The sequence below is a fragment of the Dyella sp. genome (assembly GCF_036384435.1).
GTDB lineage: Bacteria > Pseudomonadota > Gammaproteobacteria > Xanthomonadales > Rhodanobacteraceae > GSA-30.
On the sequence record NZ_DASVMI010000172.1, the window covers coordinates 1 to 19,433 of the forward strand.

The window sequence follows — 19,433 nt, forward strand, 5'->3', positions numbered from 1 at the left end:
TCAGGCTGCCCGTGCCGGAAACCGCACCGGCATACGTACCATCCGCACCCTGGTTGAAGATCAGCGAGGCATTGTCGGCGATGTTGCCTTGCAGGCTCGTCGTGTCGCCTTGCAGGGCACCGGCGTTGATCGTGGTACCGCCGCTGTAGGTGTTGGCACCGCTGAGCGTCAACGTACCCGCGCCATCCTTGGTCAGGCTGCCCGTGCCGGAAACCACGCCAGCATACGTACCATCTGCACCCTGATCGAACACCAGGGAGGCGTTGTCCGTGATGTTGCCTTGCAGGCTGGTGCTGTCACCCTGCAACGTGCCCGCGCTGACGGTCGTGCCGCCGCTGTAGGTGTTGGCGCCACTGAGCACCAAGGTACCTGTACCCAGCTTGGTCAGGCTCCCCGTTCCCGAGAGGGCCTGGTTCACGGTGAAGGTATTGGCCGGATCGGCGATATCGAACCCGCCTCCTGCGGCCCCCAGGGTCATGCCACGCGTTGTGCTGGTGTAGCCGGTCCCGGTGATTTGCAGCACGCCGCCTTCGAAATCGATGGTGCCCGAGCCTGCACCAAGATTGGCATCGGAAGACACCGACAGCGTACCCGCACTGAGTTCGGTGCCCTGGGCATAGGTATTGGCACCCGTGAGAATCAACGTGCCTGCGCCGGTCTTCTGCAAACCATTACCCGTCAGCACGTTGTCGATCGTCGCCGTCCAGCCCGCACTGGCTGCACTGCCATCACCGACGCGAATCTCACTGAGCGCACCTGCCGAGGGCGCCACCAGACCCAGGGCATCCCCATTGAGGTGATATCCGTCGCTGGCGAACTGGATGCCTTGCGTGGTGACCGGCTGCGTGCCACCGGCATCATCGACCGTCACGGTGCCTGCCGCACCACCAAAGATCACAAACGCATCGGCTGGCGAACGCGCTGCCGTGACGGAGCCGTCGGCATTGGTCCAGTTCGCATTGGCCTGTGACCACACGCCGCTGCCGCCGCCCATCTGGGTGGCACTGGCCAGGCCGTTGGCATTCCAGATGTTGAGCGATATGCCAGCCGCGTTGATCAGGTTGATCTGCTTGCTGCCGGTCAGGTTCTGGATGGTGTAGCCAGACGGTGCCACGATGCCGCCATTGGCCTGGGTCAGCGTGCCGGTGTAGTCGAACAGGTTGTACAGGCCCGGCCCGAAGCCGCCGGCATCGGATGGATTGAGTACCGCGCCATTGAGCGTCAGGTCACCGTTGACCTGTACGTTGTGACTGGAGCCGAATGTATTGAAATCGGCACCGGGAGCGCCGAGTGCGAAATCGAGCTGACTGCCTTGCTCAAGTGAGAGATTACCGTTGACGGTGAAGGTCCCCGGCGGATTACCTGGAGCAAGATGGCCGCCACTGAGTACGTCGACGTTGCCATCGACGTGACCGAAGCCACCGAGCGATCCCGTCGCGGCGACCGTCACGTCACTCTGGATGCCGGCCGTGTTGTGCGCGGCGTCGCCACCAACGACAAGACTGCCAGAGACTACCTGCGTGGGCCCGGTATACGTATTGGCGCCGTTGAGCACCAGCACGCCGGCACCCGCCTTGATCAGGCTGCCGTTGCCGCCGAGTGCGCCGGCAAACGTGCCTGCATCCACCGTCAGTGCGCTACCGCCTCCCAGTTGTACCTGTCCACCGGCACCGCCCAGGTTGGCAATGGTCTGGTTACCGGCCGCGGACAGATCCAGCGTGCCGCCATTGACGGTTACCGCCGAACCCGCCGCAAGGCTGCCACCCGCACCCAAAGCGAGCGTGCCGCTGTTGACCGTGGTGCCGCCGGTGTAGAGATTGACTCCGGTCAGGGTCTGCGTTCCCGTTCCCTGCATGACCAGGCTTCCGGTACCGGTCAGCGCACCACCGAAGTTGCCGGTACCCGCGCCATCGAGGGTGAGCGCATTCGCGCCCAGGTTTACCGTGCCACCGGCACCGTTGAGCAGGCTCAGTGTCTGGTTGCCGGCCGCAGAGAGATCCAGCGTGCTACCCGTGGCGAGGCTGATGCTACTGGAGGCAGCCATGCTGCCTCCGGCACCGAGCGCCAGGGTGCCGGCATTGATTTGCGTGGCACCGGTATACGTGTTGACTCCAGCCAGCGTCAAAGTACCCACACCCAACTTGACGAGATCGCCGCTGCCACTGACCACGCCGGTGTAGCTGCCATTCGCGCCCTGGTTGAAGATCAACGTCGCGTTGTCGGTGATGTTGCCTTGCAGGCTGGTAGTATCGCCTTGCAAGGCACCCGCGCTGATCGTCGTGCCGCCACTGTATGTGTTGGCACCACTCAGGGTCAGGATACCCGCTCCTGTCTTGGTCAGGCTGCCCGTGCCCGATACCACGCCCGCATAGGTTCCATTCGCAACCTGGTTGAAGATCAGGGACGCGTTGTCGGCGATGTTGCCCTGGAGGCTGGTGGTATCGCCTTGCAGCGCACCCGCACTGATCGTGGTGCCACCGCTATACACATTGGCGCCACTCAAGGTCAGGGTGCCCGCGCCCGTCTTGGTCAGGTTGCCCGTGCCCGACACCACGCCTGCATAGGTACCGTCCACGCCCTGGTTGAAAATCAGCGAGGCATTGTCGGCAATATTGCCCTGCAAGCTCGTGGCATCGCCTTGCAACGCACCGGCCGTGATCGTGGTGCCGCCTGCATACGTGTTCGCACCCGTCAAGGTGAGCGCGCCGGCACCAAGCTTGACCAAGGCGCCCGAGCCCGACACCACGCCCGCGTAGCTGCCATCGGTGGCCTGGTTGAACGCCAGCGTGGCGTTGTCGACAATGTTGCCTTGCAGGCTGGTGGTATTGCCTTGCAGGGTGCCCGCGCTGATCGTGGTGCCGCCGGCATAGGTGTTGGCACCGCTCAACGTCAAGGTGCCGGCGCCGAGTTTGGTCAGGCTGCCCGTACCCGAAACGACCCCGGCATACGTGCCATCGGTGACCTGGTTGAACGCCAATGACGCGTTATCGACGATATTGCCTTGCAGACTCGCGCTGTTGCCTTGCAGGGTGCCGGCGCTGACGGTCGTGCCGCCCCTGTAAGTATTGGCTCCCGTCAGGCTCAGGGTACCCGCGCCCGTCTTGGTCAGGCTGCCGGTACCGGAAACAACACCACCGTAGCTGCCCGTAGCTGTCTGATTGAAGATCAACGAAGCATTGTCGGCGATATTGCCTTGCAGGCTGGTCGAATCGCCTTGCAAGGCACCTGCCGTGATGGTGGTGCCACCCGTGTAGGTGTTCGCACCAGTCAATGTCAACGTGCCGGCACCCAGCTTGACCAACGCGCCATTGCCGGAGACCACGCCCGCGTAACTGGCATCGGTCCCCTGATTGAACGCCAGGGTGGCATTGTCGACGATGTTGCCTTGCAGGCTGGTCGCATTGCCTTGCAAGGTGCCCGCGCTGATCGTGGTGCCACCGCTATACGTATTGGCACCGGTCAAGGTGAGAGTAGCGGCGCCGAGCTTGACCAACGCGCCCGAGCCCGACACCACACCCGCATAACTGCCGTCGGCGACCTGATTGAAAGCCAGCGTGGCGTTATCGAAGATGTTGCCCTGCAGGCTGGTGACATCGCCCTGCAAGGTGCCGGCACTGACAGTCGTGCCGCCGGCATAGGTATTGGCACCGGAAAGCGTGAGTGTGCCCGCCCCCGTCTTGGTCAGGCTACCTGTGCCGGAAACCACACCCGCATAGGTTCCCGCCGTAGCCTGGTTGAAGATCAGCGAAGCGTTATCGGTGATATTGCCTTGCAGGCTCGTGGCGTTGCCCTGAAGGGCACCTGCGCTGATGGTGGTACCGCCGCCGTACGTATTGGCACCGCTGAGCGTGAGCGTGCCCGCCCCCGTCTTGGCCAGCGTGCCGGTGCCTGAGATGACGCCGGCATAGGTGCCCGCCGCAGCCTGGTTGAAGATCAGCGAGGCATTATCAGTGATGTTGCCTTGCAGGCTGGTGGCATCGCCCTGCAAGGCGCCGGCATTGATGGTGGTGCCACCCGTATACGTATTGGCGCCGCTGAGCGTCAGCGTGCCCGTACCATTCTTGATCAGTGCACCGGAGCCCGACACGATGCCCGCGAAGCTGCCATTGGCGGCTTGCGCGAAGATCAGCGATGCGTTGTCGACGATATTGCCTTGCAGGCTCGTGGTATCGCCTTGCAGCGCACCCGCACTGATCGTGGTGCCTCCACTGTATGTGTTGGCGCCACTGAGGGTGAGTATGCCTGCACCGGTCTTGGTCAGGCTGCCCGTACCCGACACCACGCCGGCATAGGTGCTGTCCGTGGGTTGATTGAAGATCAGCGAGGCATTGTCGACGATATTGCCGACAAGGCTGCCGGTGTTGATCTGCAAGGCACCGGCGCTGATCGTGGTGCCTCCCGTATAGGTGTTGGCACCGCCCAACGTCAACGTGCCGGCACCTGCCTTGGTCAGGCTGCCCGAACCGGAAATCACACCCGCATAGGTGCCGTCAACATCCTGTCCGAAGATCAGCGAAGCGTTGTCGACGACATTGCCTTGCAGACTGGTGGTATCACCCTGCAAGGCACCCGCCGTGATGGTGGTGCCGCCCGTGTACGTGTTGGCTCCGCTGAGCGTCACCGTGCCCGACCCGAGTTTGGTGAGGCTACCCGTCCCGGAAATCGCACCCGCATAAGTGCCGTTGCTCGCCTGATTGAACGCGAGCGTGGCGTTGTCGACGATTGCGCCTGTCAGACTGGCGGTCGTGCCCTGCAAGGTACCGGCATTGACAGTCGTGCCGCCGGTATAGGCATTGGTTCCGCTCAAGGTCAATGTACCGGCGCCGGTCTTGGTGAAACTGCCGGTACCGGAAATATTTCCCGCATAGGTGCCATCCGCTGCCTGGTTGAAGACCAGTGCGGCGTTATCGGTCATGTTGCCTTGCAGGCTCGTGCTGTCGCCTTGCAAGGTACCGGCGCTGATGACGGTGCCACCGCTATAGGTGTTGGCACCAGTGAGAATCAAGGTGGCTGCGCCCTGCTTGACCAAGTTGCCAGTGCCGGTAATCGCGTTGGCGTAGGTGCCATCAGTGGTCTGGTTGAAGATCAAGGTCGAGTTGTCGATGATCGAACCTTGCAAGCTGACGGTATCGCCCTGTAGCGCACCGGCGTTGATCGTGGTGCCGCCGGTATAGGTGTTGGCACCGGTCAGGATCAACGTTCCCGAGCCTTGCTTGACGAAGCCACCTGATCCGCTGATCACACCACCGAAGGTCGTGTTGCCCGCATTACCCGCGGTAAGCGTGCGTGCTCCCAACAGGACCTGGCTGCCGCTGGCTCCCGTGAGGTTGCCGACCGTCTGGTTCGCCGTGGCTCCGGAAATATCCAGTGCGCTGGCAGCCGCCAGGCTCACCGCGCCCGTGGAAGCCAGCGAGCCACCCCCGGTCACAGCCAGGGTGCCCGCGTTGACGGTTGTTCCGCCGGTATAGGTGTTGGCGCCGCTCAGGGAGAATGTGCCAGTCCCTTGTTTGACCAGGCCGCCGGTGCCGTTGATGCTGCCGGCGTAACTGGTGTTAGCGGCATTGCCCAGGGTCAGGCTGCGCGCGCCCAGCGCGACCTGGCTACCGGCCACACCGGTCAACGTACCGATCGTGCTGCCCGCGGATGTCCCGGAAATATCGAAGGTCCCGGTAGCGCCCGAGAGATTCACCGCGCCCGTGGACAGCAACGAACCCGTGCTCCCCAGCGCCAACGTGCCCGCGGCGATCGTCGTGGCACCTGTATAGGTGTTGGCACCGGACAACGTCGTGATACCGCTGCCGTTCTGCGTCAGGCCACCGGTACCCGACAACACGCCCGATAAGGTGAAATTATTGGCACCCGCTGCTGTCACCCCCCCCGCCCCCAGGGTGAAATTGTTACCCAGGGTCACGCCGCCGGTCGATGCGCCGATTGCGCCACCGTTGGCGCTGACTGCACCGGCACCGAATACGCCACCGTTGTTGAAATTGACCAGGCCGCCATTGAGTGTCGCGTCGCCGCTGACCAGGGGACCTTGCAAGTTCCAGGTGCCGCTGTTAACCAGCAAGTGCTGGAAATTGATATAGGTGCCACTCGACAGCGTCGTGACCGCTCCGCCGGTACCGCTACCCGTGCCTGCCGAAGGCAGCACATTCTGAAGGACGAGCGTATTGTTGCCACCCGCGCCGCCATCGATCACGCCGGTCGGCGCAAACCCAAGGGTCACGCCGACCAGCCCAATGACATTAAGATCCAGGCCGACGCCACCGGCGAGATTGACCGACGAACCGGAGACAGCGGTAAACGTGTTGGTGCTATTGATGCCCATCGAGACGCCGCCATTGATAGTGCCGGCGTTGGCAAAGCTGTTGCCCGTTCCTGCCGTTCCCGATGCCTGGAAGCCCACTCGACCGTTGATGGTACCGGTATTGACGAAGTTCACCTGGCCGCCGCCGTACGCGGCGACCACCGGGATATCCGAGGGAATCAGGGTCACGCCCGCAATGGCCGCACCACCGATCGAACCATCGTTGCGGATATTGCTGACGCCACCCGTGCCGTTCTGGACAGCCAGCGCCATGCCAGTAAGGCCAGAAAGGTTGACGCCCAGCAATCCGGACGTGCCGTTCATCACGCCAGTGGACGTATTGGTGACATTGACCGTGCTGGCGGCGCTGTTGCCAACCACCGTGCCGGAGGAAAGCAGGCTCAACAGGCCGAGCAGGCTGGGATCAATCGTGCCAGAGTTATTGAGCGTGGTGTTGTTGCCGGTCAGCGTCATGGCCGTGCCACCGATGCCCAGCAACACGCCCGTGCTGCCGCCGGATTGCACATTCACGGTCAGGTTGTTGGCGCTTGTCGAATAGCTGGGTGCAAGGGGGTTGGCAGCCCCCGAGCAGGTGACCGTGGCGCCGGCGGTCGGATTGGCCGGCGTACAAGCAGCATAGACAGTCGAACTGAGCCAGGGCATGGCCAATGCCAGCGCCATGACCAGTCGCCGCTGTGGCCCGGTCGCCAAGGCGCCACAACCCAAATGCGCGGATAAACCGCCCTGCTGCTGTGAGGATAATTCCGATGCCACTTGGCATACATGCAGGGCGCGATTCCAGACGAGCCTGTAAATACGGTTCACGGATTTTCTCCTGATGCATTGAATTAACGAACCACCGGATGCATTTGCGTCGTCTGAAAATGAGAGCCACTCACTCGCAGCCTGAATTTCCTTAAAGCACGGCCATAACAGCCCGTGCCCTCCAATTGCGCGGGCATTTATTCCGGAATTTTGGCTTTATCCCCTTGACCGCACGACCCTGCCTCGCGCATGCGCGAAACAATCAAGGCCATCACGGCATGCCGGCACCAGAATGGCGCGTGGCAAAGGTTTAATTGAGCTTCCTAGGCAGGCGGCCCCTGGCAGCCCAGCCAAAAGGATTCGTGACGCGGTCGCAGCGTCAGCGTGCATATCTTCTGGCAATACTTGTCCCACATAACCATGGCGATCCCTCCTTAATGTCCATACAGCCCTGAATGAGCCGCACAGACCCTATTGCGGCGCACCGCGCACCGCGCCAACTCCCTGCTGCCCTGGTTAATCGATGCCTAGGCTATCGATTTATTTTTATTACCCAACCCGTAGGGTGGAGCGATTAATGCATAAAAAAATCGAGCCGACAATAGATATTTTGTCAATTTGAAATGTATACAAAACAAATTAATAGACATGACAATCATTGGCGATTGCCGCAACCACATTTCGAAATAGGCATTAATCCACAGATAACCGTAGCTACATGAAAAATTTTAACCTTGAACCTCATTCAAACAGCAGCATGAAACTAATGCTTGAATGGATTACTGGCCATTATCAATTTAGGCCTCATTCGTAGAAACGACTCCGTCGCGACGCGGTCGCGGGTCGGCGATTGAGAGCCCAATCAGCAACTGGATCGCAGATTGCTTCACGATGGAAGTCGCTCATTCGGGAGGCAAGGCGTCGTGCTGGCGGGGCGATCGGGGTTAGATCGGAACCCGGTCGCATTGGCAGGCGTCGCCTGTCGCCGCAGACCGCCCGGTGCCCTGCCAGGCCGGTACCGGTACCGGCTGCCATTGCGGAAACGAATCGCGCGACAGCGTGCGGAAGTACTGCACGGGTTCGGCTGACTCCACTCGAGCATCGCGCGCCAGGATCGCCGCCTGCTCGGCAGCCGATGCGCCAGGTGCGGCACGCATCACGAAGCACTCGGCACCAAGCGCACGCACCGGCCAGCGGTCGATCAACACCAGACCATGATCATGCGCCAGTTGCGTGGCCAGTCGCTCACGCGCGGCGTCTCCCGTTGCCTCGCCCTGCCGAGTACCGTCTGCGATGATCGGCTCAAGATGATCGGGCGCGGATCGAAGCAGAACCAGCAGCAGTTGCGGTCCTTCGTCACGTTGCGAGGATATCTCCATCCTGGGGCGGCCGGCCTGTCCAGCGCAACCGGCCAGGATCGAGCAAGCCAGCAGCCATGCCAGCCAGAAACGCGGCATGGTCAGCGCTCTCCGCCCACATCCATGCGCTCGGCCAGGGTCACTCCGCGTGCAGCACGCAGTCGGTCACGCACGGCATTGGCGCGCTCAGGCGACACATTGAGCAGATAGGCACCAGCTTGCGTTGGACCACCGACAATACGCGCATCGCTGTCGCGAACCAGGGTGCGCATCTGCCCTTCGGTCAATTGCGGATCGAACGACACCACCAGCAGGGCTCCATGGGTGGTGGGCGTACTGAGGGTCTGGTAATCCGCTGCCGACCGATGATTGGTCAGCGCAATGCCGCCAAGTATAAGAACAGCCATGGCCTGCAAACCCACGGTCCACGCCAGCCAGCGCTCACGACGCCCCCAGCCGCGCCGGGTGGATGGAGCGACTGCGGTCGTCGTACCCGTGCGCATGCGGCGACGCAGGCGCTTCATAGCCTCCCGCGCATCCGTTGCGCCCTGGGCCTGGCTACCGATCTCATCCTGCAGACTGCGCAGCCATGCTACTTCGCGCTGGCACTGCACGCATTCGGCAAGATGCTCGGCCACCTGCGCTCGCTCCTCGCCTTCCAGCGTGCCATTGACCCACCAGGGCAACAGACGATCGGCCTCGGCATGCACCGAACCTTCGAATTTAACCACTCGTCCGTTCATATGGCCTCCCGATGCGATGCGAGAACGTTCTTGAGCTTGCGGCGCGCGTAAAACATGCGTGTCTTGACGGTGTCAACCGGACAGTCGACGATTTCGGCGATTTCGCGACAACCGTAGCCAAAGTAGTAAGTCAGCTCGATCACGGCGCGCTGCTCGGCGGACAACGTCTGCAAGGCATCGTCCAGGTGGCGACGCAGCTCAAGGGTTTGCAGTTCGTCTTCGGGGCCGGTTGCAGTGCTGCCCCCGTGCTCGTCCTGGTCGAATTCAACGGTGCTGTCGATCCCACGCAGGCTCTTGAGCGACTGCCGATAGGCAATAGCGAAAATCCAGGTCGATACCTTCGCCGTGTGGTTGAAGGTATAGGCCTTACGCCACACCACCATCATCGTGTCGTCGATGATTTCCTCGGCGAGTCCAGGCTGTTTGGTCATGCCCCGCACAAAGCGTTCAAGCCTTGGGTGATACATGCGATAGAGCGCCTCGAAGGCGTCCATCTCCTCGGCAGCCACACGCGTGAGCAACGCCACTTCTTCGTAGTCGCCGCTGCGCGCCTTGCCTTCGTCCTGCTTTTGCCGCATGCCTTGGGGCTCCCGGGGCACCTTGCCCCTTGTGTGCCCGTCTATGCCCGTCACGGGCATGTCGGTTCAAGCATCCTAGTTTGAACCTCGACAGGACAAACGGGTATCCAGTAATGCCCTGATCGCATGGGCCGAAAACCGCTCATGCGACGGGCTCGCCATACCGCTTGTTACAAGGACCGCCGTGCCGGCCGGGCTTCCTCCTCCCCTACCGGCGCGGTGTGTCTGTTCAGGTTATGCGCCCGGCCGGGCTGAAGTTGTCCGCCCCACCCGCGGATCCGATCTGGCTCTTAGCCCGGCATACGCAACCCAAGGGGCAGTCCCGGGCATAACGGTGCCGATTGCCGCGATACCGCCACGGTGATTGCCCCTTTCTTTTTAGAACTCATTCCAGGTCGTCTCAACCGGTGCCGTACGCATTGAAATCGGCGAGGAAGCACGCATGCCACCTTGCAACAGGCTCGGAGCGGCAACAGGCTTGGTCTTACCCTTGCTCACGTCTTCTGACTGTCCGGCCAACGTAAAGAAAGCGACCTGCCCCACCAGTTCCTGCGCCAGATCCATGCAGTTACGGCTGGCCGCGCTGGCCTCTTCAACCAGGGCGGCATTTTGCTGAGTGACTTCATCGAGCGTGGTCACCGCCTTGGTCACCTGATCGACTCCAGAGGATTGCTCGGTGGTGGCGGCGGCAATTTCAGCCACGATATCGGCCACACGAATGGCGCCTTGCTCGATTGCCTCCAAAGCGCCGCTGGTTCGCTCGACCAGCACCGCGCCAACGCTCACCCGCTCACCGGCATGGGAGATGGTCTGCTTGATTTCGCGTGCAGCGGTCGCGCTGCGATGCGCCAGACTGCGCACCTCGCTGGCGACCACCGCGAATCCACGCCCCTGTTCGCCCGCACGCGCCGCCTCGACCGCGGCATTGAGCGCGAGCAGATTCGTCTGGAACGCGATCTCATCGATCAGCACAGCGATATCGGCGATGCTGCCACTGGCCGCCACAATCTCCTCCATCGCCCCCATGGCCTCCTTGGCAACGCCTGCGCCATCACGCGCCTGCCCACGCAACGATCCGGCCAACTGCCGCGCTGCCGAAGCGCCATCGGCATTCTGGCGAATCGAGGCAGACATCTCTTCCATCGAAGCGGCGGTCTCCTCCAGCGAAGAGGCCTGCTCCTGGGTGCGCTGGGAAAGATCATCATTGCCCTGGGAAATATGCTGCGCGGCCAGCGATACCTGGTCCGCGTTGTCGCGTACCGTCGCGACAATATCCACGAGCTTGGCATCCATGGCGGATAGTGCATGCAACATGTCGCTCAGTTCGTCATTGCCGGTGACCGACAATGCGTTGCCAAGCCGCCCCTGGCTGACTTCACGCGCCAGCCCGCTGGCCTTGGTCAGCGGAGCCACGACGGCTCGGATCAACAGATAGGCGGCAAGCAGCATGACCACGAAACCGCACGCGATCGTTGCTGCGGCAACGACCTGGACCACATGGTGTCGGTGACCGGCCTGCTGGAATTGCGTCTCGGCCTCGGCTTCGTTGGCCTGGATGATGTGATTGATCGGATCACTGGCCCGATCGAGCAACGGCACTATCTTTTGTTGCGCCAACGCTCTGGCCTGGTCTTTCTGACCCGACGCAACCAACGTACCCAGTTGCGATAGCATCGAGGTCAACGGCTGTCGGGCAGCAACAAACTCTTTCGCGGCAGCCAGCTCATCCTCGGAGGTCACCAGCGACGGATAATAGCGCTCCCAGGTGTCATCGGCTTTCTTCAGTCGCTCGTTCAGGCGAGCAAGCGCCGCCTGGTCAAGACCCAAAGCTTGCGCATCGTCCAGCAACATGCGCATCTTGGCGATATCCGAACGCACTGAAGTCACATAGACAATGGGATTCAATTCGGTGTGATAGAGCGCCTCGAGGTCATCGAATGTACGCGACAGCGCCACCAAGCCGATCACACCCACGATCAGCGTGATAGCCAGCGCTGCGCACATGGCAGCAATAATCTTCAACTTGACGGTAAAACGCATGGGAAGAGCTCCGGGGACTGTGCAATGAAATATCGGCACATCGCAACCGATGCTTTAACGTAAGTTGCTGGAAGAAAAGGGAAAGACAACGGAAAGAAAGTTCTTTCGACTACCATGCAAACGTTTCGATCGCGAGCCGCTGTCGCGGGCCTTGCCAACTTGCAGGTATTTGCCGGCAGCAACTATTTGCGAATCGGCCCGTCTTGAGACATTGCACTACGCGCAAAGCCCTCAAGGTTTCTTGCGCCGCCGTGCGCTATCGCGCACATCCACGTCGAATAACAGCTCCATGGCCTGCTCTGCTTCTCCTACTGTGTATCGCAGACCATCGCGCGTAGGCAGGCGTTGGGCGTGTTCACGCACGTCCTTTTCTGGTACGACCACCAGCCAGACATCGGCCTGACCGGACAGCATCGCGCCCTGACCCTGCCCAAGCGACAACGTGCACGTCATGGTAAAGGCGCCGGCAAATCGCGATAGGGTTACCAGGGTCCGCCCGGCCAGCAAACGGGACAACTCTTCTTCGTCGATGCGTAAACGCAGGGCCTGGCTTTCGATCTGCAACTTCATGCGTCCCCCCATGCATCGCCAACCGAGGCATGCAAGCTGGCGACCTGCACGACCTGTCCTGCATCGATCTGGTCAACGTGTGCAGGCAAGATCACCCAAGCCTGCGCCTGGGCAAAGGGATGAATACGAAAAGGCTGTTGCTGCGTCGACGCGTGCACACTGCGCTGCCCCCGTGCGTCTTCGCTGACAGTGCCGTGCAGGAAGTGATGCAGCCCTACCTGGGATGAGCACGGGGCTTCCAGTACGGCATGATGAGACGGCTCGCATGCCTGCCCCAACATGGCACGCAACAGCGGCGCGATGAAAAAGCGCATGCCAACCGCCACCGCCATCGGCGTCCCGGGCAAGGCCATGATCACCGGACCACCCGGTAGCACGGCAGCCAGTTGCGGCTTTCCGGGGCGAATGGCCACCTTATGAAATAACAGGTCAGCCCCCAGGCGAAGCAAGGCATCGGGTACAAAATCGTAGCGCCCCATCGATACCGCTCCCGTGCTCACGACCAGGTCAGCGCCCTGCTCGATCGCACGCCGCACGGCGGCCTCATAGGTCAACGACGTATCATCGACAGTCTCGCACCAAAGCACGCGCGCACCACAGGCGGCCAGGGCGACCGATAAGTAAGGACCGTTGGAATTGAATATCCGATCCGCACGTAAGGGAGCGGCCAGATCGGCCTGGAGTTCCTTTCCGGTGCAGATGATCGCCACGCAAGGCGCTCGCGCCACACGCAACTGTGCCATCCCAAGGGCGGCAAGCAGCATCATGTGCGATGCGGACAGACTGGTGCCTGCTGGCAAGACTGCGGCCCCGAGGGCGATATCACTACCGGCGTAGCGCACGTTGCGCCCCGGCGACAGCGCATCGAGCAGACGAATGCGTCCAGGAGCCCCCGTGGCTGAACGATCGAGTATCTGCGTACGCTCCACCGCAATGACCGCATCGAGTCCTTGCGGCAGGCGCGCGCCCGTCATGATTTCCCACGCTCGGCCGTACGAGGCGACCTGGCTGTCACCGGCCGCCTGTGAGCCGGCTACCCGGTGTTCTGAACCTTCGGCCAGGCCCTTCGCTGCATCCAGGGCATAGCCATCCATCGCCGAGTGATCAAACGACGGCAGCGCGATTGGGCTACGCACGGCTTCAGCCAACACACGCCCCTTTGCGTCATGCAACTGGCAGGTTTGCGCCGGCATGCGACGCGCATGCGCCAGGAGACGCTCCATGGCACCTGCATAATCGACTGCCGCACCGGCGCTTGTCATGACAGGTCAACGGTGCGCATGGCCGTGGTGCGCATGGGGTGGCTCATCCTCATGCGCACTCCCGGTATGCGAACAAGCCACCCAGGCGGCTTCGCCGGTTACGTAATGCTCTTTTTTCCAGATCGGCAGCCGGTGCTTGATTTCGTCGATAATGTAGCGGCACGCGCGAAAAGCCTCGTCGCGATGCGCGCTGGCTACACCGATCCATACGGCGATGTCGCCGATAGCCAGACTGCCGGTACGGTGCACGCCATGCGCAGCCAGCACACCATAACGATCCGCCGCTTCACGCAGGATGCGTTCGCCTTCGATGATGGCCAGCGATTCGTAGGCCTCATACTCCAAGCCATCGACTTGGCGCCCCTCGTTGTGATTACGCACCCAACCTTCGAAGCAGCAGAAACCGCCCGCAGCGGGATGCAGCAGCGGCTTGCGCCAGGCGGCGACATCGATGGCTTGGTCGGCCAGGCTAAAACGGATCATCCGCCAGCCACCGGCGGGATGAAAACGATGGTATCGCCCTCACACAGGACATGGCTCCAGTCGCTGAACCGGTCATCCACGGCGACCTTGAGCGCGTCGGCAGGCAGGGTGAAGCCGTGCCGATGTCGCAGTTCGTCATAGAGCTCACGCAAGGACGTGGCAGAGGTCACCACCTTTTCACTACTGCCACCAGCCTGCTCGCGCAGTTGCGCGTAGTACTTGAGGGTTACCGTCGTCATGTGCGGATCGTTCCAGGGCACTCAGCCACCAATGTAATGCATTTCGATTTTACGCGAGCTGCTCGTATGCAGGTCGGCGCGTTGTTCGCTGTAGCGATCGGCGCGGCGCAACCAGGTGTCTCGCAGCAACACCTGCAACTGTTCGTCACTGGCCCCGCCGCGCAAGAGCAGGCGCAGGTCAGTTCCGCGCGTTGCGAAAAGACAGGTGTAGAGCGTTCCCTCGGAGGAAAGCCGGGCACGCGAACAATCACCGCAAAACGGCTGACTGATCGATGAGATCACACCGATCTCGCCTGCGCCGTCGACAAATCGATACCGTGATGCCACCTCGCCCGGGTACCTGGCAGGCAGCACCTGCAAGGGCCATTTAGCGGCGATGCGTTCGACCAGCTCTCGCGAGGGCAGCACCCTGGAGGGTGACCAGTCGTTACGGTTGCCTACATCCATATATTCGATCAGGCGCGGCACCACCGTCGTGCCACGAAAATGCGCCAGGACATCGAGAATGGCATGGTCGTTGACACCCTTTTGCACCACGGTGTTGACCTTCACGCCTCCCGGAAAGCCGGCCGCGAGGGCTGCATCGATGCCTGCCAGCACGTCAGCGACCCGGCCGCGCCCACCGCTCATTCGATGGAACAGCGCCGGATCGAGCGTGTCCAGGCTGACCGTGACCCGATGCAAGCCTGCCTCCCGAAGCTCCTGGGCATGACGGGCGAGCAGCACGCCATTGGTTGTCATGGCCAGGTCCTCGATGCCTTCAATACCGCACAGCTGCCTGACCAGATCGACCAGGTGCGGTCGCAACAATGGCTCACCGCCTGTCAGTCGCAGCTTGCTGACCCCGAGCCCGGCGGCGGCGCGGGCGATGCGTTCGATCTCGTCGAAGTCAAGCCGCTCATCGTTTCGCAGGAAGGTAAAGTGCTCGCCATAAGTCGATTCGGGCATGCAGTACGGACAGCGGAAATTGCAGCGATCCATCACGGATATGCGTAGATCATGCAGCGCACGGCCGAGCCTGTCGCGCGGATGGGCGGCCGTGTCCGATGGTGCGGGAATGGGATGGAGCGTAGTCATCGTGGACGAAATCATGGGTGCCAGGCTCGTCTTTGACAACCGGTTCCACCGAGTTGTGACCGGGGAGGCCCTTAGAGGCCTCATGGGGAGCATTCCGCGCCGCAACATGGGTTCGTCAGCGGGGTAAACCTGCGAGCTCTCTTCAGGCACCTACGTCCGTGATCTGCCGCACGCCTTCGACTTTGGTCGTGTAGCGCGTCATCCAGATTCACCCAACTATCATGTATACACATAGGTCGTGAGGCCTATAACCAAGTGAAAGGGGGAACGAATGGCCGGGGTACCAGAGGCAGGCGATGTGAACGCGAGCGGGGGCTCGCCGGGAATTCTGGCAAGGGAACGCACGATTGCAGGACCGCGGTTTAATCGCTGGCTGGTTCCGCCAGCGGCATTGGCCATTCATTTATGTATCGGCATGGCTTACGGCTTCTCTGTGTTCTGGCTCCCCATGTCCAAGCTCGTGGCAAATGCCGATCCGGTGGCCTGCCATGACCTGACATTCTGGGCGATGCTTTTCACCAAGAACTGCAACTGGCCTGTATCGATCTCCACGCACATCTTCGAGACCTTCATCGCCATGCTGGGCATCTCGGCGGCGCTGTGGGGTGGCTGGCTTGAGCACGCTGGCCCCCGCAAGGCAGGCTTCATCGCCGCACTATGCTGGGGTGGCGGCCTGATCGTCGGCGGCATCGGCGTATCGATCCATCAGTTGTGGCTGGTTTACCTGGGCTGCGGCGTCCTTGGCGGCGTCGGACAGGGACTTGGCTATATCACGCCCGTCTCGACGTTGATCAAGTGGTTCCCGGATCGTCGCGGCCTGGCTACCGGCTTTGCCATCATGGGCTACGGCGGCGGCGCACTGATCGGCGCCCCCGTGGCGACCAAGCTGATCGAGAAGTTCAGCGCAAATGGTGTCCCCGGTGTATCGGGTGCCTTGATCTGCCTGGGCGTCATCTACATGGTGCAGATGTCCATCGGCGCTTTCGGATTCCGGGTCACGCCCAATGGCTGGAAACCAGCCGGCTGGACACCACCCACGCAAACCACCTCCAAGTTCATTACCCAGCGCCATGTCCACCTCGACCGCGCGTGGAAGACTCCGCAGTTCTGGTTGATCTGGATGGTATTGTGTATGAACGTAACCGCTGGCATCGGCGTCATCGCCGTGGCCAGCCCAATGCTGCAGGAAGTATTCGGTGCCAGGTTGCTCGGTCTGAGTGGCCCGGTCACGCTGACCGATGCCCAGAAGGTTGCCATTGCAGCTGCCGCGGGCGGACTGGTCGGCCTGATCAGCCTGTTCAACAGCCTGGGCCGACTGTTCTGGGCCTCCACGTCCGACTTCATCGGCCGCAAACCCACGTATTTCGTGTTCTTTGTGCTGGGCATCGCTTTGTATTGCCTGCTACCCACGCTGGGTCATCTGGGCATGGCAGCCATGTTCATCATTGGCGTATGCGTGATCTTGTCGATGTACGGCGGCGGTTTCGCAACGGTACCGGCCTATCTGGCCGACATCTTCGGCACCCAGATGGTCGGCGCGATCCACGGTCGACTATTGACCGCATGGTCCGTCGCTGGCGTGGTGGGCCCAATCTTGATTACCCGCCTGCGCGAACAGCAACTGGCCGCTGGCGTGGCAAGCAACCTGGTTTACGACCGCACCCTGTACATACTGGCGGGCCTGTTGCTGGTTGGCATGATCTGCAACTTCCTGGTCAGGCCGGTGGATGAAAGCGTACAGATGACCGACGAAGAACTGGCGCGCGAGCGAGCCCTGCAAAAGGAATCGACAACCGCTGTCGGCGCAGACGTTGCCGCACGTGGCGCATTCGGTGCCCTGGGGCTTATCGTGTGGGCCCCGGTGGCCGCCGAATTCCTCATCGGCATCTATATCGCCATGCAGAAAGCCGCCGCCTTGTTCTGATCGCTTCCCCGAGGGCGAATGCATGAGACATGCGGCGAAAATCGCCACCCTGCCGGACCTCCCCGAGGAGGTCCGCGCAGTGATACTTGAGGTAACCGGCCGGCTTAAGGACTCACCCGGCGCCCTGCTTCCGGTGTTGCACGGGATACAGGACGCCCTGGGCCACGTGCCGGAAGATGCCATTGCACTCATCGCGCGCGAGATGAATCTCTCGCGCGCAGATGTCCACGGGGTGGTGAGCTTCTATCACTATTTTCGCTCCGAACCGGCCGGAAGACGGGTTATCCAGGTCTGCCGCGCCGAGTCCTGCCAGGCCATGGGCGCCGTCACGCTGGAGCAACACATCAAGCGGCGCCTGGGCATAGACTTTCACCAGACAACCGCGGACGGCGCGTACACGCTTGAGCCCGTCTATTGCCTGGGTCAATGCGCATGCTCGCCGGCCATCATGATCGATGACGAGCCCAGGGGCCGTATGACACCTGAACGCTTTGATGCATGGCTGGACGCGGAGACGATATGAGCGTGACCATTCATGTCCCTCGCGATGCCAGCGCCAGCGCCCTCGGGGCCGACAGCGTCGCGCACGAGATAGCCGCCGAGGCCGCACGCCGGGATATCGAGCTCAATCTGGTTCGCAACGGTTCGCGCGGCTTGTTCTGGCTCGAGCCAATGGTGGAAGTCACCACGCCCGCCGGGCGAGTCGCCTATGGCCCGGTTCAGAAGCGTGATGTGGCCTCATTGTTCGACGCGGGATTTCTCGAAGGTGGCAGACATCCGCTGGCGCTCGGCCTGACTGAGGACATCGGCTTTCTCAAGAACCAGCAACGGCTGACCTTTGCGCGCGTCGGCATCGTCGACCCGCGCAGCCTGGATGATTATCTCGCTCATCGGGGTTATCGCGGGCTGCAGGCCGCGCTGAAGCTCGATGGTGCCAGCATCGTGCAGGCGATCACCGATTCGGGCCTGCGCGGGCGTGGTGGCGCAGCCTTCCCTGCCGGCATCAAATGGAAAACATGCCACGACGCGCAAGCCACGCAGAAATACATCGTCTGCAATGCAGACGAAGGCGATTCGGGCACGTACTCCGATCGCATGCTTATGGAGGGCGATCCGTTCACCCTGGTCGAGGGCATGACCATCGCTGGCATCGCGGTGGGCGCCACGCAAGGCTATATCTATCTGCGTGCCGAGTACCCGCATGCGCGGCACGCCCTGGAAGCGGCCATCGCCACGGCAACCACCGCCGGATACCTGGGCGATAACGTAGCCGGCAGCGGCAAGGTGTTCCGGCTTGAAGTGCGCATGGCTGGTGGTGCGTACATCTGTGGCGAAGAAACCTCGCTTCTGGAATCCCTGGAAGGCAAGCGCGGCCAGGTACGTTTCAAACCTCCACTACCTGCCATCCATGGCCTGTTCGGCAAACCCACCGTCATCAACAACGTCATCACGCTGGCTACGGTGCCGGTAATCCTCGACAAGGGTGCGGCGCATTACCGCGACTTTGGCATGGGACGCTCGCGAGGCACCTTGCCCATCCAGCTTGCCGGCAACGTCAAGCGTCCCGGGCTGGTCGAGCGCGCCTTCGGCTTGAGCCTGCGCGAACTGGTCGAAGATTATGGCGGTGGCACTGCCACAGGCCGCCCTATACGCGCCATGCAGGTAGGCGGTCCACTGGGTGCTTACATCCCGGCCGCGCAGATGGACGTCCAGGTCGACTACGAAGCCTTCGCCGCTATCGGCGGCATGCTGGGACACGGCGGCATCGTGGTATTCGACGATACGGTCGACATGGCTGCGCAAGCCCGTTACGCGATGGAATTCTGCGCCATCGAATCCTGCGGCAAATGCACGCCCTGCCGCATCGGCTCCACGCGTGGCGTCGAAGTCATCGACCGCATGATGGCCGGTGACCGCCTGGAGCGCGAACGCAACGAGTTATTGCTGCGTGACCTGTGTGACACCATGATTGCCGGCTCGCTCTGCGCGCTGGGTGGCATGGCGCCCTTTCCGGTGCTCAGTGCACTCGATCATTTCCACGAAGATTTCGAAGCCAGCCCGGCCGCGAACGCGGCAGCCAGCTGAGG

At 61.9% G+C, this 19,433-nt stretch carries 12 protein-coding genes and 1 pseudogene; 3 read left to right on the forward strand and 10 right to left on the reverse strand.

Translation table 11 applies throughout. From position 1 onward, the window contains the following. The 10 genes and pseudogenes from VF436_RS18135 to moaA form a co-directional block, all read right to left on the reverse strand. Window positions 1-7,069, reverse strand: a pseudogene (locus VF436_RS18135) (autotransporter-associated beta strand repeat-containing protein); the annotation flags it as partial. A 947-nt stretch (window positions 7,070-8,016) separates the two neighbouring features. Next, window positions 8,017-8,529 (reverse strand): hypothetical protein, encoded by a 513-nt coding sequence (locus VF436_RS18140; protein WP_330905447.1) that lies wholly within the window; start codon window positions 8,527-8,529, stop codon window positions 8,017-8,019. 2 nt (window positions 8,530-8,531) lie between these two features. Then, window positions 8,532-9,173, reverse strand: a complete 642-nt coding sequence (locus tag VF436_RS18145) for a zf-HC2 domain-containing protein (RefSeq protein ID WP_330905448.1) — start codon at window positions 9,171-9,173, stop codon at window positions 8,532-8,534. Further along, the gene (locus VF436_RS18150) at window positions 9,170-9,751 is read right to left on the reverse strand and encodes an RNA polymerase sigma factor (RefSeq protein ID WP_330905449.1); all 582 of its coding nucleotides are present in this window, start codon (window positions 9,749-9,751) and stop codon (window positions 9,170-9,172) included. The genes VF436_RS18145 and VF436_RS18150 overlap by 4 nt, the downstream gene beginning before the upstream one ends. A gap of 378 nt (window positions 9,752-10,129) precedes the next feature. Then, entirely contained in the window at window positions 10,130-11,791 is a 1,662-nt protein-coding gene (locus tag VF436_RS18155) for a methyl-accepting chemotaxis protein (RefSeq protein ID WP_330905450.1), read from the reverse strand. A gap of 231 nt (window positions 11,792-12,022) precedes the next feature. Then, window positions 12,023-12,361 (reverse strand): hypothetical protein, encoded by a 339-nt coding sequence (locus VF436_RS18160; protein ID WP_330905451.1) that lies wholly within the window; start codon window positions 12,359-12,361, stop codon window positions 12,023-12,025. Next, complete coding sequence (locus VF436_RS18165; protein WP_330905452.1) at window positions 12,358-13,584, reverse strand: molybdopterin molybdotransferase MoeA; 1,227 nt, start codon at window positions 13,582-13,584, stop codon at window positions 12,358-12,360. The genes VF436_RS18160 and VF436_RS18165 overlap by 4 nt, the downstream gene beginning before the upstream one ends. A 45-nt stretch (window positions 13,585-13,629) precedes the next feature. Next, complete coding sequence (locus VF436_RS18170; protein WP_330905453.1) at window positions 13,630-14,106, reverse strand: molybdenum cofactor biosynthesis protein MoaE; 477 nt, start codon at window positions 14,104-14,106, stop codon at window positions 13,630-13,632. Then, window positions 14,103-14,345: a MoaD/ThiS family protein gene (locus tag VF436_RS18175; protein ID WP_330905454.1), complete on the reverse strand. Its 243-nt coding sequence runs from the start codon at window positions 14,343-14,345 to the stop codon at window positions 14,103-14,105. Before VF436_RS18175 ends, VF436_RS18170 begins: the two co-directional genes overlap by 4 nt. 21 nt (window positions 14,346-14,366) lie before the next feature. Then, window positions 14,367-15,422 carry a GTP 3',8-cyclase MoaA gene (gene moaA, locus VF436_RS18180; RefSeq protein ID WP_330905455.1) on the reverse strand — a complete coding sequence of 352 codons (1,056 nt, stop codon included), beginning with the start codon at window positions 15,420-15,422 and terminating at the stop codon, window positions 14,367-14,369. Between the two features lie 271 nt (window positions 15,423-15,693). On the opposite strand from moaA, the gene VF436_RS18185 reads away from it, so the two are divergent. From VF436_RS18185 to VF436_RS18195, 3 genes are read left to right on the forward strand one after another with little or no spacing between them, the layout of a single operon-like run. Next, on the forward strand, window positions 15,694-17,346 hold the full coding sequence (locus VF436_RS18185; protein ID WP_330905456.1) for an OFA family MFS transporter: 1,653 nt from the start codon (window positions 15,694-15,696) through the stop codon (window positions 17,344-17,346). A gap of 22 nt (window positions 17,347-17,368) precedes the next feature. Continuing rightward, a complete protein-coding gene (locus VF436_RS18190) occupies window positions 17,369-17,869 on the forward strand; it encodes a formate dehydrogenase subunit gamma (RefSeq protein ID WP_330905457.1) in 501 nt (166 codons plus the stop codon). Further along, window positions 17,866-19,431: a formate dehydrogenase beta subunit gene (locus VF436_RS18195; protein WP_330905458.1), complete on the forward strand. Its 1,566-nt coding sequence runs from the start codon at window positions 17,866-17,868 to the stop codon at window positions 19,429-19,431. Before VF436_RS18190 ends, VF436_RS18195 begins: the two co-directional genes overlap by 4 nt. Window positions 19,432-19,433 lie beyond the last annotated feature (2 nt).

What these genes read in the sequence shown, in the direction of transcription:
- VF436_RS18140 (WP_330905447.1), bottom strand. Translation starts at nt 8,529, where the DNA reads ATGCCGCGTTTCTGGCTGGCATGGCTGCTGGCTTGCTCGATCCTGGCC.
- VF436_RS18145 (WP_330905448.1), bottom strand. Translation starts at nt 9,173, where the DNA reads ATGAACGGACGAGTGGTTAAATTCGAAGGTTCGGTGCATGCCGAGGCC.
- VF436_RS18150 (WP_330905449.1), bottom strand. Translation starts at nt 9,751, where the DNA reads ATGCGGCAAAAGCAGGACGAAGGCAAGGCGCGCAGCGGCGACTACGAA.
- VF436_RS18155 (WP_330905450.1), bottom strand. Translation starts at nt 11,791, where the DNA reads ATGCGTTTTACCGTCAAGTTGAAGATTATTGCTGCCATGTGCGCAGCG.
- VF436_RS18160 (WP_330905451.1), bottom strand. Translation starts at nt 12,361, where the DNA reads ATGAAGTTGCAGATCGAAAGCCAGGCCCTGCGTTTACGCATCGACGAA.
- VF436_RS18165 (WP_330905452.1), bottom strand. Translation starts at nt 13,584, where the DNA reads ATGGAGCGTCTCCTGGCGCATGCGCGTCGCATGCCGGCGCAAACCTGC.
- VF436_RS18170 (WP_330905453.1), bottom strand. Translation starts at nt 14,106, where the DNA reads ATGATCCGTTTTAGCCTGGCCGACCAAGCCATCGATGTCGCCGCCTGG.
- VF436_RS18175 (WP_330905454.1), bottom strand. Translation starts at nt 14,345, where the DNA reads ATGACGACGGTAACCCTCAAGTACTACGCGCAACTGCGCGAGCAGGCT.
- moaA (WP_330905455.1), bottom strand. Translation starts at nt 15,422, where the DNA reads ATGACTACGCTCCATCCCATTCCCGCACCATCGGACACGGCCGCCCAT.
- VF436_RS18185 (WP_330905456.1), top strand. Translation starts at nt 15,694, where the DNA reads ATGGCCGGGGTACCAGAGGCAGGCGATGTGAACGCGAGCGGGGGCTCG.
- VF436_RS18190 (WP_330905457.1), top strand. Translation starts at nt 17,369, where the DNA reads ATGAGACATGCGGCGAAAATCGCCACCCTGCCGGACCTCCCCGAGGAG.
- VF436_RS18195 (WP_330905458.1), top strand. Translation starts at nt 17,866, where the DNA reads ATGAGCGTGACCATTCATGTCCCTCGCGATGCCAGCGCCAGCGCCCTC.